Annotated in this window: 9 protein-coding genes; 6 read left to right on the top strand and 3 right to left on the bottom strand. The window is 31.2% G+C overall.

The annotated features are described in order from the left end of the window. The first annotated feature begins 34 nt into the window (after positions 1–34). The 5 genes from AXE80_RS10150 to AXE80_RS10130 all read left to right on the top strand — a co-directional run bounded on the left by AXE80_RS10150 (position 35) and on the right by AXE80_RS10130 (position 9529). On the top strand, positions 35–3178 hold the full coding sequence (locus AXE80_RS10150) for a SusC/RagA family TonB-linked outer membrane protein (RefSeq protein ID WP_083194644.1): 3144 nt from the start codon (positions 35–37) through the stop codon (positions 3176–3178). 4 nt (positions 3179–3182) lie between these two features. Continuing rightward, positions 3183–5060, top strand: a complete 1878-nt coding sequence (locus AXE80_RS10145) for a RagB/SusD family nutrient uptake outer membrane protein (RefSeq protein ID WP_068826923.1) — start codon at positions 3183–3185, stop codon at positions 5058–5060. Between the two features lie 6 nt (positions 5061–5066). Next, positions 5067–6833, top strand: coding sequence for a PKD domain-containing protein (locus AXE80_RS10140; RefSeq protein WP_068826921.1), 1767 nt, complete (start codon positions 5067–5069; stop codon positions 6831–6833). A 70-nt stretch (positions 6834–6903) separates the two neighbouring features. After that, complete coding sequence (locus AXE80_RS10135; protein ID WP_068828845.1) at positions 6904–8052, top strand: mandelate racemase/muconate lactonizing enzyme family protein; 1149 nt, start codon at positions 6904–6906, stop codon at positions 8050–8052. 22 nt (positions 8053–8074) lie between these two features. Continuing rightward, the gene (locus AXE80_RS10130) at positions 8075–9529 is read left to right on the top strand and encodes an NAD-dependent succinate-semialdehyde dehydrogenase (RefSeq protein WP_068826920.1); all 1455 of its coding nucleotides are present in this window, start codon (positions 8075–8077) and stop codon (positions 9527–9529) included. Between the two features lie 197 nt (positions 9530–9726). On the opposite strand, the gene AXE80_RS10125 is transcribed toward AXE80_RS10130, so the two are convergent. The 3 genes from AXE80_RS10125 to AXE80_RS10115 all read right to left on the bottom strand — a co-directional run bounded on the left by AXE80_RS10125 (position 9727) and on the right by AXE80_RS10115 (position 14082). Then, a complete protein-coding gene (locus AXE80_RS10125; protein WP_068826918.1) occupies positions 9727–10536 on the bottom strand; it encodes a T9SS type A sorting domain-containing protein in 810 nt (269 codons plus the stop codon). Between the two features lie 243 nt (positions 10537–10779). After that, on the bottom strand, positions 10780–13602 hold the full coding sequence (locus tag AXE80_RS10120; RefSeq protein ID WP_068826916.1) for a M16 family metallopeptidase: 2823 nt from the start codon (positions 13600–13602) through the stop codon (positions 10780–10782). A gap of 123 nt (positions 13603–13725) precedes the next feature. Continuing rightward, the gene (locus AXE80_RS10115; protein ID WP_068826914.1) at positions 13726–14082 is read right to left on the bottom strand and encodes a response regulator transcription factor; all 357 of its coding nucleotides are present in this window, start codon (positions 14080–14082) and stop codon (positions 13726–13728) included. Positions 14083–14399: 317 nt separating this feature from the next. Here AXE80_RS10115 and AXE80_RS10110 point away from each other — a divergent pair, with 317 nt between their 5' ends. Further along, entirely contained in the window at positions 14400–15704 is a 1305-nt protein-coding gene (locus AXE80_RS10110; protein ID WP_068826912.1) for an ATP-binding protein, read from the top strand. Position 15705: the final 1 nt, after the last annotated feature.

The following is a 15705-nucleotide window of genomic DNA, read 5'->3' as shown; positions in this document are numbered from 1 at the left end:
TTCTCTTTATTATAATCTAACTAAAGCTAAAAAAATGAAAGTAAAAAAAGTATTAGTTGCTAAAAACTTTATGAGTAAATGTTTACTCATTTTGATTTTGGTTTTACACGGGAGCTTGTTCGCCCAAACTAAAGATTTAACAGTAACGGGGGTTATTATCGATAAAGGTGGTATGCCTATTCCTGGAGCTACTGTTTTAATACAAGGAACTTCAACCGGAGTAGTGAGTGATTTTGACGGTAATTACACAATTAAATCTAAAGTAGGAGATGTTTTATCATTTAGCTATATAGGTTTTCAAACAAAGTCATTAAAAGTAAAAGGACCTAAATTAGATGTGCTTTTAGAAGAAGATGTTTCGGAATTAGACGAGGTAGTAGTTATTGGTTATGGAACTGTTAAGAAAAAAGAAATTACTGGAGCTGTTGCTCAAGTAAAAGCAGAAGAAATAGAAAATGTAATTACAGGTGATATTGGAACTGCTTTACAGGGACAAGTTGCTGGGGTAAACGTTACAGCTAGTAGTGGTGAGGCAGGTGAAGGATCTGCAATTACTATTAGAGGTATATCTTCTTTAACAGGTTCTAATTCTCCACTTTGGGTAGTAGATGGTGTTCCTCAGTCAGGTGATCCTAGATTAAACCCAAATGAAATAGAAACTCTAGATGTTTTAAAAGATGCTGCTTCTGCATCTATTTATGGAACAAGAGCTGCTGGTGGAGTTATTTTGGTAACTACTAAAAAAGGGAAAAAGGGGAATACTCAAGTTGAATTAGAGGTTACTAATGGTGTACAATACATAAGACGTAATACGCCATTAATGAATACAGAACAACAATTGTTCTTTGATGCAAATGACCCTTCAAGATCAAGTTCTCCTGCAAGTACAGATAGATATAGTTTGCTTAATGATAATGATTTAAGAGATTTTACTCAAAATGACATGTCTACAATCAACAGATATAATCTTACAATTTCTGGAGGAGGAGATGATGTAAAATACAGTGTGGTTATGGGACTTTTTGATCAAGAAGGAACTGTAATTAACTCTGAGTTTAAACGCTATAACTTAAGATCAAACTTAGATATTACTAAAGGAAAATGGACTGTAAATAATGGATTTGGATTCACTGTTGATGACAGAGAAAGACCAAACTTTAATCTACTTATTTTTGGACAAAGAGCTTTACCGTATTTAGATAAAGTAGATCAAAACACAACTTCTTTTACTAGTGAAGTGGATGATGCTAATGCAAGTTCTGCTTATGGTCAAATTTTAGAAGCTATTACTAGAGATAGACAAGTAGGTCGTGATAGATTTGAAGCTAGTTCTAATTTAAAATATCAATTAACAAAACATTTACAATTAACCACATTAATTAGTGGGGTTATTACTAATGAGTACGAAAAGCAAGTTCAACCTCCTTTTGCTTTGTTTGATAATAATGGGGTGAATTTACGTGATGAAGATGATAATTTTGTTTACGAAGGTAGATCTCGTAATGTTTTAATTAACTGGAACGGAGGAATCAACTACCAGCAAAAGTTTAACAAGCATAAAATAAATGCGATGGCAGTTGTAAATGTAGAACAAGATTATTTTACATCAATCGGAGCTGTTAAAAGAGGGTTGCTTTTTGCAGACCCTGTTAATCTATCAACAGCAACAATAGGAGAAGAGTTAGGATCAGATGTTACTTTGAACTTTACAGGTCCTTCTACAGTTGAACCAGATTATAAAATTAAAAGAATTGGTACTGTTGGTCGTGTGTTATATGATTATGATGGAAAATATCAGTTAAGTGCAAGTGCCAGAGTAGATGCCTCTAACCAATTTTCTCGAGATAATTTATATGCTTTCTTTCCTTCTGTATCTGCAGGATGGACAATTTCAGATGAAAACTTTTGGGAAGGTTTAAGAAAAACAATTAACAACTTTAAGTTTAGAGCTAGTTACGGTACTACCGGTAACGATCGTTTTGCTCCAAATTCAATCTACAGTCCAGTAGCAACAGGTTACAACGCCAACTTTCAAGCAGCTAATGGATCTGATACAGAACATTCTGGAATTATACAGCAACAGTTTGGAAATCCAAATTTAAAGTGGGAGGTAACCAAGCAATACAATTTTGGTATTGATATGAGTTTTTGGAACAATAAATTAATTTTTACAGCTGATTATTATACTACTAAGAAAGATGATTTGTTAACAAACGTGCAAGTTACTCCTAGTTTTGGTGCATCGGTACAAGCAGATCGTGATTTAACAGGAAGTAGATTCGCTGTTTTTAATGTGGGAAATTTAACAAATGAAGGTATAGAAGCTACTTTAAGATACAGACCTTCTATAGGAAATGTTAGGTTTAATATTTTAGGAACTTTTTCTAAAAACAAAAATGTTGTTACTAGCCTTCAATCAGAAAGTGGAGTTCAATTATTTACTACAAGACCTGTGTTTGGTGATAATCAAGCTTTGGCTATCGGATTAAAAGAAGGTAGAGAAGCAGGTTCGTTCTTAGTTTTTGAAACGGATGGTATTTTTAAAGATCAAGCTGAGTTAGATGCTTATAATTTAAAGTATGGAGAATCAAGACAGTTAGGAGATTTAAAATATGTGGATTCTAATGGAAATGGTGTTTTAAGAGACGAAGGAGATAGAGTGTACAAAGGAAGTGGTCTTCCAGATTTTGAATTAGGACTTAACTTACAAGCTACTTACAAAAACTGGTTTTTCTTAACTAACTGGTATGCATCTATTGGTAACGAAGTATATAACGCAACAAGAGCAAGTGCTTTTAAAGCAGGTCGTCATAGAGATTTAGTTTATCAGTATATACCAGGTGTAAATGAAGATACTAATATTCCTTCTTTTAGAAATACATCTAGAAACTCTGGAGACAATAATTACAATGGTAGTTCTGACTTTTTTATAGAAGATGGTTCGTTCTTACGTTTAAGAAACGTGGTAATAGGATATACTTTTCCTAAAAAGGTTGCAGAAAGCATGGGGGTAACAAGATTTAATATTTATGCTAATGCTCAGAACATATTAACTTTTACAAAATACACCGGATTAGACCCAGAAGTTGGAGGAAATAATATCCAACAAAAAGGTATTGATAGTGGAATTATTCCAACCACAGCAAGTATGAACCTAGGTGTAAGATTAAACTTTTAAGAAAATGAAAAATATAAAATTAATATCCGCAATATTACTGGCTTTTTTAGTTTTTTCATGTGAAGACTATTTAGATGAACCAAATCCTAATACACCAGAGTTATTAGAATCAATTACAAATTTAGATGATACAAATAGAGTATTAAATGGGGTGTACAACTCATTATTCAATCACTACGTGTTGAGTATTGAAGAAGACCATTTTAGAACAGACATCAGTGCTATGAAAAATAGATTAAATCCTGATGTAGGTTTTCCAGAACATTTAGATTTTTATTACAAAACAGTTTCTCCAACAACTGTTAGAATAGAACAACGTTGGGGAGCATTGTATCGTGGTATTTTTACTGCAAATCAAGCATTGGCAGCTTTAGATATTGTTAAGCCATCTTTAACCAATGCAGATCAGTTAGAGAGATGGAATCAACAAAGAGCACAAGCGCTTTTCTTTAGAGGAACTTATCATTTCTACGCACATTCAGTATTTAACAATGGTAATGTGATTATCAGAGATAAATATGAGCAAGATATAGATAAGAGACATAAAGAGGTTTCTAGTTCTGATGAAGTAATTGCTTTTTTTAGAAAAGATTTAGAAGAAGCTATTCCATATTTACCAATGCCTAATGAAGTTACGGAATTAGGAAGAGTAACCAAAGGAGCAGCAAAAATGATTTTAGCGAACTCTTATTTGTATGAAGCTACAGAAGGAGGTCAGCAAAACATGAGCTTAATAAATGAAGCTATCAAAATTTATGAGGATTTAAGAGATAATTATGGATATGCGTTGGAAACAGAAGTAAACCCAATTACTGGTTCTAAAATGTTTACCACTGCTGGAGATTTTAACAGCGAATCTATATTTGAAATCCCTTATACAACAGATTTTGGAATAGAGTTAAGTGAGTTTAACGAAGCAAGTCCACATAGTAGGTTAGCAAGAAGATCTGCTCATTTTAAATTTGGAGGTCAGGACTTTATTCAACCAGCTGCTTGGTTGGTGCTGGCATATGAAAGTGATCCATTAGATTCTAGTAACCCAGTTAATACAATTACTACAGGAGATGGAAATTTAAATACAAGACGTGAATCATTAAGATCCTCTAATATGTTGTTTTTAAATAACGATTTAGATACGCCAGTATACAGTTATCCTAATGTTTTAAACTCTAAAGCAGTAGATGGTGCTAGTTGGGGAGGTTTAAGAAATCAAGGTGGAATTTTTACTGCATTTAAAAAGTACACCAATCATGATTTAGGAATAGATAATGAAACAGTAACTACTGGAGGTTCTATTAAATCTGGAAAAAATGTGATTGTGAATCGTTTTGCTGAGGTGTTATTAAATCTTGCAGAGTGTTATATCTACAAAGGACAACTTCAAGATGCGGTGAATGAAATTAATAAAATTCGAGAAAGATGGGCATTGGTGCCTTTAGAGTTAAGTTCTAAAATTGATGATCCAGGAGTAGCTTACGATGCAACAAGTTTAAAGGAACGTTTAATGTTTGTTGAAAAGCCATTAGAGTTATCGGCAGAAGGTCATGCCATTCGTGTTATTGATTTAAGAAGATGGGGTATTGCAGCACAAAGATTTAGTGATTTAAGTACTGTTTATTATCAAGGTGTAGACTTTCCTAGAGCGGGAAGAAGACCTATAACACCAGCTTTGGCAAAAGGTCCAAACACCAGTATTGGAGGAGGTTTTTTTAGTGATTTACAAACTATTGATGCCTCAGCAGTCCCTGCAGATCCTCAAGCTCAACAAAGTCAAAAAATATTTCAAGAATTTGTAGGAGTAGCTACCAACTATAATAAAAATGCAGGGTACTTACCAATTCCAGCAGAAGAGGATATTAATAATAATGGATTTGAAAATTAATAGATTATGAAAAAATATAGTTTAATTATTTTATTATCACTTATGGCCTTAGTGGGGTGTAATGTTGATGATTATACCGAGCCAGCAAATTTTAGTGCTCCTCTAGTATTTACACCAAGTATATTTAATATTAATGAGAGCTCAATAGCGAATAATATTCCAATTTCTATTGATGATTTTAGTTCTTTATCAGATATTTCACAAGGAGTTGTGTCTAGAACTTGGGTTATTGAAGATGGAGCTAACTTTTTAAACTCTGAATTTACTAGAAAAGATAGTGTGAATTTAGATAGATTTATTGATAATAAATTAGGAACAAGTAGCCAAACAAAACTAGTTCATGTTCTTTTTCAAAAAGCTGGAGAAACTACAGTAACATTAAAAAATAAGTTTGAAAAAGAAGTAAGTTTTCTTGGTAACGATGCAGTACAAGGAGAGGATGGTTTATGGGAGTTATCTACCGTGTTTAAGTATGATGTATATCAAAGGTTAAATGCAGAAGCTTCGGTAAAAAATGAAGAAGATGGAACTGAAGTGTTTTTGACTCAAAGTCAACACCCAAGTACAGATGATACAAGTAATTTTACAACAATTACTATAGAGGCAGGGTCTAACTTAACTTTTAAAGACTTAACAACTGTTGGTAGACCAAGTGATAGAGTTTGGGATTTTGATGGAGGTCAGCCAGAGACTAGTACAGAAGAAGAACAAGTAGTGACCTACAATAGAATTGGAGAGTATACAACTAACTTAACTGTTTCAAGAGCTAAGTTAGGGAACAATACACTAAGATATTCTGAACAAACTAAGGCAATTCCAGTAATTATTAAAGTAATTCCATCTACAAAACCTTTTACTATAAATGGTAATGCTTTTGCTGTAAATGATGGAAGTAGCGCACCTGGTACTAAACAAATAGCTTTTAGAGTTAATGGAATTTTAGAGCCATTTACTGGAGTAGAAAATGATTTTTCAGTAAACGTTGTGAATGGAACTTTTAATCAAAACTTTAATGTTGTTTCAGCTCAGGTAAGTAGTACAGATGAAACGTTGATTGAGTTAGAATTGTCAGAAGCGGTATTAAACTCTGATACTATTAAACTTTCTTATAACGGTACAGGTATAACAGCTATTGATGCTAGAGTTTTAAATGCATTTACTGATGAAACGGTTGAGCCATTAATTATTAATTATTTAACGAGTAATGTTAACCCAGGATTTGAAAATCCTGCTACCAATGATTTATGGGCAAATGCAGATGGATACAGATTATTTATTCCAGCGGGTAATAATGCCTCAGGAAATAATCAAATAGCAAATGCTACAAATCCAGGTGGAGGTTTATATCTAAGTAGATCAACAGATAGAGCAAGTGAAGGAAGTGCATCTATGAAGTTTGATGCTGTTCTACCATTTGAGTCTGGAATTAGCTTCTTAGGATTAAGTAATGTATTGTTTCAAAATGCTGAAATCCCAGCAGGTGTTTACTCTTTTAAGTTTGACCTTTATTACGAGCCAGGTACAACTATGGGAGGAGTATTTACTAGAATTTTTGGATCTACTCCAGATATTGAAACCATGAGTTTTAACGCTCCTGGTACTGGACAATGGTTTACTGTTGAGCGTGAAATAAATGTTGGAGCAGGAGGAATTACCGGAAATGCGGTATTTAATTTTAGAAATGGAGGGCCAGGTAATGAAAATGATGGTGTTACAGGTAGGCAAACTTTCTATATAGATAATTTCCAAGTAGTAGCTAAAGAAAATAGATAAATAATCAGGTTATAAAGTAAGCATATCATCATTTTGATATGCTTACTTATAATTTTTAATGCAAGATATAATGACAATTGAAAAAATAGAAACCTTTGTACTAAAAGATACGCTATCAAAAAGTTTTTTCTTTTCACAATGGGAGTACTCAGAACGCTGTATATGTATTGTAAAAATAACAGCATCAAACGGACAGTATGGTTGGGGTGAGGCTTATGGGCCTGCAACAATGGTAGAAGCGGGGATTAAATTATTAGAATCAACCGTTATTGGAGAAAATCCTTTAGAGAATGAAGTGATTTGGAACAAAATGTATCGAAAGACTTTAGATTTTTCAAGGAGAGGTGTTTATATGGCTTCTGTTAGTGCTATAGATATTGCTGTTTGGGATTTAAAAGGAAAAATATTAGGATTACCAATATCTACATTATTAGGTGGTTCGCATAGAAAAAAGATAAAACCTTATGCAACAGGTTTGTATTTTACAAATCATAACAATTTTTCTGAGGGCTTTGTAGAAGAAGCACAAATGTATGTTCGCCAAGGGTTTAAGGCCATGAAAATGAAAGTTGGTTTAGGAATTAATGAAGATGTTGCTAACGTTAAATTAATTAGAGAAGCCATTGGACCAGATATTCAATTAATGGTAGATTCTAACCATGCTTATACTTTTAGAGAAGCTGTAGAATTGTCTAGAAAAATTGAGAAATATGATATTACTTGGTTTGAAGAACCTATTTCTCCAGAGTTTTATGAACAATATAGCGAGCTAAGAACAAAAACAAGTATTCCTATTTCTGGGGGAGAATGTGAATATTTAAGATTTGGATTTAATGAATTAATCAAAAATAAATCAGTAGATATACTTCAGCCAGATATTTGTGCAAGTGGAGGGTTAACAGAAGCCAAAAGGATTGCTACTTTAGCAAGTACTAATGGTATCGATTTAATTCCTCATACTTGGGGAACATCAATTGGTTTACATGTTGCTTTACATTTTATATCAAATATTGAATCTATTCCTGGGAGAATGTATCAGCCAGAGTTTTTAATGGAATACGATCAAACAGAAAATGGATTAAGAGATCACTTATCATTTCCTAAATTAGAGATGAAAGATGGAATGTTAGATGTGCCTAATAGACCAGGATTGGGTATTGATATTGATGAAGAAGTATTGCGTAAATATTGTGTTAGTACTATAAATAGTGTAATTTAAAAATATAAAAAAGAGAAAATAAATGAAGACTCAAAACTTCGGGTATAAGAAACTTTATATTGATGGTCAATTAGTTGATTCGGTTAGTGGAGAAAGAGAAGATGTAATTTGTCCTGCAACAGGAGAAGTCATCGCACAGATTGCAAAAGCAGGAAAAGAAGACACAGAAAAAGCATTGTTGTCTTCTCAAAAAGGTTTTAAATTTTGGTCTAAATTATCTTTAGAAGAAAGAACATCATGGATGTTAAAATTACGTGATGCCATTTTATTAAAAGAGCATGAGCTAAGAACTGCGATGGTTCATGAAATGGGGAAAACTTATGGAGGGGCGTTAGAAGATATTCAAAGGTTAACCGAGGCTTTAGAATGGTACCCTAACGCAATGAAAAATTTAAGAGAAGAACAAATCCCAGATTATGAGAATACACACACTCATAAAATGATTTCTAAACCAGCAGGAGTTGCTGTAGCTTATTTAGCATGGAATTTTCCGTTGTTAAATGTTGGTTATAAAATTGGTCCTGCATTGGCTTCGGGTTGTTCTTTAATTATAAAACCATCTACGTTGTCTCCTTTATCAACTTATATGGTGGGTGAAATTTTACATAGTATAAATTTTCCTGCTGGTGTAGTGAATATTGTAGCGGGTTCAACAGAAGAGGTTGCAACTCCTATGACAACAAGTAAAATTCCTGCAGTAATCACCATGATTGGTTCTACTCAAACAGGTCAACAAATTATTGCGGATAGTACAACATCTATTAAGAAACTAGGAATGGAATTAGGAGGAAATGCTCCTTTTATAGTTTTTGAAGATGCAGATTTAGATAAAGCTTTAGATTTAGCCATTGGTTTAAAATATGGCAACACAGGTCAGATTTGTGTAGCTGCGAATAGAATTTTTGTGCATAAAAATATTTATGCTAAGTTTTTAAAAGAATATGTTAAGCGTGCTTCAGAATTAAAAATTGGATTTGGTATTAAAGAAAATGAAGACGTTTTTATGGGGCCTTTGGCTTCTAGAGCTGCTAGAGATAGAATGTTTACATTAATAGATGATGCTGTGAACAAAGGTGCTGTTTTAGAGTATGGAGGAGAAATTCCTAAAGAATTGCCAGAGGGTGGTAACTGGATGCAGCCTACAGTTGTTTCTGGTGTAACACCAGAAATGAAATTGTTTAGAGAAGAAACTTTTGGACCTGTAGCTGGTATTATGACTTTTGAAACAGATGATGAGGTGTTAGAATTGGCTAACGATACTGAGTTTGGTTTAGCATCTTATATTTTTACTAATAATCATAAGAGAATAGAGCGTTTTACAGAAGAACTTGAATTTGGTGAAATTCAAATAAACGGTGTAAAATATGCCATTTATTTACCACATGGAGGTTTTAAAAATAGTGGTATTGGACATGATTGTTCTCACTTGGCTTTAGAAGATTACTTAGTTAAAAAACGTATTTCTACGGCTATTTAAAAATAGTGTATTGTAAAGAAAATAAAAACCCAATGATGTCTATCATTGGGTTTTTTGTTTAATGAGGGTAGGTAATAAGTGCTTATTTTAGTATGGTTAATCTTTAGGAAAAGGAAAAGAATTTGTCTATTTGATAGTAATAAAAAAACCTTCTTTAAATTTTAAAGAAGGTTTTTATCATTATTTATTTAGGAGTATTAACTTTTAATAAAACGTTTTATTGAAACACCATTGTTAGAAGTTAATTTGATGATATACATTGAGCTGTTTAAAGCTGAAACATTAATCTGTTTGCTAGATTTGTTAGCAGTTAAAACTTTTTTACCTAATAGATCGTAAATTTCTATACTGTTTAAATCTTCTTGTGTATTAATGTTTAAGATATCATTAGTAGGATTTGGAGAGATTGAAAACTCAAAATCACTAACATTGTTGTTTTTTGTAGACAAGGTAGTTGATGTAGAAATTAAAATGTTGTCTACTTCTATGGTAGCCATGTCATCTGTAATGACTCCGTTATCACTTCTTCTAAAAACAATTTGAAATCTATCTAATGTACCATCAAAACTTCCATTTGTGATTTCAAAGTTGTAAGTAGAAAAGCTATCAGCTACATTGGTAGTAATAGGAACATCAATAAAGTTTGTAAAGGCACCTTCTGATACTCTACCTCTAATTCTCAGAACATCTATTTGACTAGAAGTATTACTAATTATAACTTGTATGTATTTATATGCACTAGCGTTTAATGTGGCTTCTGGACCATTACCGTACATAATTATATTTCTAGTTTCAGCTCCAGGAGTCCAGCTTATTTCTAATGCTCCATTAGGATTGTTAGCAAATGTAGATACAAAAGCACCTGTACCTGCTTGAGCAGTCCAACCTTCCCAAGTAGCTCCATCAAAGGTGTATTCAATATTAGCTTGTGCATTCATTTTACCAGTACTTAGTGTAAGTAGTACAAAAGCACTTAAAATAATTTTTTGTAGTAATGTTTTTTTCATAATTCTTAAATTTAGTTTATTAATTAAGCTATTATCAAAATTAGTTTCTTACTTAAGTTATTGATTCCTAAATATTACCCTTGATTAGTACGTAATTATCTATTTTTGTAACTAAAAATTGAGAATTATATTTTTTATGAACATCTTTTAAAGATTGCCTCAAGTGAACACAGAGCTTTTTATAAATAACAAACCCACAGGCATTAGCATGTGGGGTTTGTGATAAAATGGAAATAGATTTTTTTATTTCTCAGGATTTAAGATTCCAATAATTCTATTTTTAGTTAAATATTTTTTAGCAATTTTTTGAAGATCTTGTGCTGATAGATTTTTAATTTTCTCCTCAGCTTGTAAGATTTCGTTTTTGTCATTTTGGTTGTAATCAATATCTTTTAATTGATTTAGCCAGTAGCGATTGGTTTTAACCGCTTCTTTTAATTCTAATAATTGTGTTTCTTTAATTTTATTTAAATCTTTTTCTGATACACCATCGTTTTTAATTTTTTCAATTTCTTCAAAAGTTTTGGCTTTTAATTTTTCTACATTTTCTGGTCCACATGGAAAAGAAATGCTAAAGTTATAAGTGGCAAAAGGGAGTTTATTCATGCTACCTCTAGCTCTAACTCCATAAACACCACCTTCGGACTCTCTTAATTCTTCAATAAGTTTGATGGTTAGTAATTCTCCTAAACTTTTTAAAACATAAGCGTCTTTAATATTATCATCGGTAACTCCTTGGTAAATTATATTAACCAAACTTTTTGGTTCAGTTCCTTTAGATATTATTTTTTCTAGTGTTCCTGTTAGTGGTTTAGTCTCAACATTTTTGTAGGTTTCTACAGTGTCGGTTGCTGGTAAACTAGCAAGGTATGTTTCTGCGTATTCTTTTAATTTATTTTCATCAAAACTTCCAACAAAGTAAAAATGGAATCCGTTTGCATTAGAAAAAAGTTGATTATATTTTTCATAAGCCAATTTAAAATCTGTGTTTTCCCAGTCTTTATCAGTTGGTAACCCTATATATCTTTTGTTATTTTGATTTAGAAAATTTGAGAACTCAACTGAGAAATAGGTTGAAGGGTTTGAAAGAATATTTTTTAAATAAGCTTGAGTTTTGTTTTTGTGCGAATTATAAGCTTTTTGATCAAAATCTAATTTGGTGATGAAAAGATTGGTTAGTTGGAATAATGTTTCAAAATCTTCTGGAGTGGTAGAACCATTAAATCCTTGACTTAGTTTATTGATATATGGATTTACGCTAACCAACTTACCGGTTAATAATTTATTTAAGTCGGTTTTAGAATAACCATTTAAACTAGATTCTGTTAAAGCATTGGTAGCTAAATCTGTCTTTAAATATTCTTCATCACTGTATAAAGATGTTCCTCCATATTTGTAGGCCGAAAACAATATTTGATTGTTTTTAAAGTTTGTTTTTTTGTAAGTAACTTTTACACCATTGTTTAAAGTTAGGGTTGTTGTGTGTAAAATTGTGTCTTGTAAAATATTAGAAATATTTCCTTTTTTAGGCATTTCCTTCATTAAACCATCAGTAAAGCTTACATCTTTATACGGCTCAATTTTTTCGTGTTTTACATTTTCTAAAATAGTTAAAACAGCTGCTTCGTTAATGTTGTTTAATCCTTCTTTTTCTGGGCCTGTTAACACAACTACTCTATTATTATTGTGTATATATTTATGTACAAGATTATTACAATCATCAATACTGATATTAGGGAGTAAGTTTTTAACCGCTTCTAACTCCCATTGAATTCCAGGAATAGGAGATGCTTCTAAAAAGTTCTGGATGTACTCACCTGCATATCTGTTGGATTCTGTTTTGTCTTTTTCTTGAAAGGCATTTTCTGTAGATTTTAACAAAGCTTCTTTGGCTCTATTTAATTCGCTATCATTAAATCCGTAACGTAAAACTCTTTCGTTTTCTGTAGCTAAAGCTTTTAAGGCTTGTAATTGACCTGTTTCACTAGTTAAAGCTACAGATTGGTAGGCTTGTTTGGTTTTTGCCCAAGTATTACCATGTGCACTATACCCATATATAAAAGGAGGATTTTCGTGATTTGTAAGTTCCTGTAGCCTTTGATTTAACATTTGACTGAAAAGATTTTCGGTAAGATATTTTTTGTAATCGTTTATAGAAACAATAGGTTTTGGGGATTCTAAATCTTTATAATAAAGTCTTATGATAGATCTTGAGGCTTCTGGGTCTGTTTCTATCGCAACAAAAGTTTCTTCGTGATTAGGAACATCATATTGTTTACGTTCTTTTGGCTTTTTAACAGCAGGATATTTTTCAAAATGAGTTTTAATTTTTTGTTCTAACACATGAACATCTACATCACCTACGGCAATAACTGCCATTAAATCTGGTCTGTACCAATCTTTGTAAAAGTTCTTTAAATCATCATAAGTAAAGTTTTCTAAAACCTCTTTGGTTCCAATAGGTAAACGTTCTGCATAATGAGAGTTGTGCATTAATTTTGGCAAATATTCTTTCATCATTCTTTTATCTGCCCCTAGACCAAGTCTGTATTCTTCTAAAACAACACCTCTTTCTTTGTCTATTTCTTCGTTTGTTAGTGATGCGTTAAAAGCCCAATCTTCTATAATTTGAATTCCTTTTTCTAGTTTTTCGTCATCATCTGTTGGGATGGGTAAAATATAAACGGTTTCATCAAAACTGGTATAAGCATTTAAGTGTGCGCCAAATTTTACTCCAATACTTTGTAGGTAGCTTACTAGTTCGTTTTTATCAAAGTTTTTAGATCCGTTAAAATTCATATGCTCCATAAAATGAGCAAGTCCTAGTTGTTTTTCGTTTTCTAAAATAGAACCTGCTTTGACTACCAATCGGAATTCAACTTTTTGCTCAGGTTTAGGGTTTTGCCTTATGTAATAAGTCATTCCGTTACTTAAAACTCCAGTTTTAACCATAGAGTCTATAGGAATGTTAGTAATGGTTTTGGAATTTTCTTTTTCTGAAATATTGTTTACTGTATTACAAGAAGCAATCAGTGAAACTAAGAAGATAAGAATGATCTTTTTCATAATAAATTTGATGTATTAGCATTTGTATCAAATTTATATGAATAATTTTAAGGAGGAGATATGTATTAGTAAAAATTAACCCTGTGTTTATAAGGGTGTTTTTAAAAGAGTTGATTTGTTTTTTTAAAGTAAGAATCTTTTAACTCTAATAGAAAGTTCTTCGGCATTAAAAGGTTTGGTAAGAAAGTCATCAACACCTAAAGAAAAAGCTTCTATCACCACATCTTCATCTCCTATAGAAGTAAGTACCATAATTTTTATGCTATCGCCGTAGTTTTCTTTAATCCATTGAATAAGTTCTAGACCTGTAACAAAAGGCATCATAATATCAGTAATGACTACATCAGGGGTGTCTATTTTAATTTTATCGATGGCATCACTACCATCTTTACATACAGTTATTTCGTGATTGTCTTTTTTTAAAGTATAATCTAGTGCTCCCCTTATTATAGAGTCATCTTCGGCTATTAATATTTTCATGATTTGTTGTTGAATTATACTCAGTTGCAAAAGTATGTAAAATCAATTATTTATAAAGTGTTTTTTCTTGATTAATGTTAATATTTAATATATTTGTTCCTCGTAATCAGTGCTTAAAACATAGTGTTTTTAAACGTATGAAAATGATGTGAATTTGTTAAAAAAGCGATATAAATATTGATGTTTATACGATTTTTAGCGATAAATATTAAAGATGTTACTTGGTTTTAGTTTGTAAATTCATTAGTTTAAGTTATTGTAATTGTGTTTTAATAAAAGTGTTGCTGTTTTTACATAGCATTTAAGAGTATAAAAGTTTGGATAAAACATTAAAGAATGAATTAAAAAAAGAGTTTTGGAAAATTGGGAACACAATTTTTTGGAGCTTAAATGCGGTTATCTTACTTACAATAGTTTTAGACATTACTGTGTTAAGTCAGAATTGGTTAGACTTGGTACTTTTAAAATTTATATTACTCGCCTTTTTTTATTTTACATATAACTTTTTTAAGAAAAGATACGGTACACCTGATCTTTTAATTCATCTGATATTATTTAGTTTTAATTTCTTAGCGTTAACTTCTATTGCTAACTCCGAAATTGGAAATAGAGTTTTGTATACCTCTATGTTAATTGCACTGTTTATTGGTTTTAATACCATGGCAGTTTGGTCAATTATAAATAGTTTTATTCAGTATCTCTTAATAATCAGCACATTTATAGTATTATTTTATTTAGGATATATTTTAGATCCTTTTCTAATTTTAAGAGAAGGAGGTTATGTTTTTTTATTGCTAGGCTTTATTAGTTTCTTTTTTCCAAAAGTTAGAAGAAGTATTATTATAGAAAGGATAAAGCTTAGGTTGGAAAGCGAACAAAAAATGAAAACTTTAACAACAGAGTTATCAAACATTGAGGAAAAGTATGATTTGTTGGAGAAAAAAGTTGTTAAAAAAGAAAACGAATTTAAGTTTCTGTTTCAGCAAATTAGTAATGATTTAAATAAGATTGACAATATTTTATTAGAGGTAAAAGAGAATGCTCCTGATGAGGAGAGGCATAAAATTGAGGACTTAGATTCTTTACTACACAATCTAAGAAATCAAAGTGCTATATACTTTAAGCCGATTAATTTAAATACTAAAAATAATAGCTTTTTAAAAGATCAAGTAAATGTATATGATGTTTATTTAAAGGTAACAAAGCTGTTTAAAAATCAAATTGAAGAGAAAAAATTACATGTGGGTGATTATTTAATTGGAACTGATTTTTTTATCAATGCCAACGAAAGAATGTTTAGCACAATAATTTATAACATTTTAAATTTTGCTATCATATTTTCTGAAACAAATGATGAAATTAAAGTTGAATTAAATAAGGTAGATGATAGAATTGTTTTTAGTGTAGAAAATACAAATCAAGGATTAAAAACCTCTGAAATTGAAAATTATTTTAGAGATGTAGAATTTGTGAATTACGATTATAAAAAACACAGTGATAGTGTTAAAGTAGGATTAAGAATATCAAAACAATTAACAGAAAAAATGAATGGTTATTTTAGTTATGTGTCTTCAGAAAAATTAGGATACAAGCTTAAAATTCAATTCAGCACCTATAAATAAA

This window comes from Wenyingzhuangia fucanilytica (genome assembly GCF_001697185.1).
Taxonomy (GTDB): Bacteria; Bacteroidota; Bacteroidia; order Flavobacteriales; family Flavobacteriaceae; genus Wenyingzhuangia; species Wenyingzhuangia fucanilytica.
Note: the sequence above shows the minus strand (reverse complement) of the source record. Positions and strands in the feature narration are given on the sequence as shown.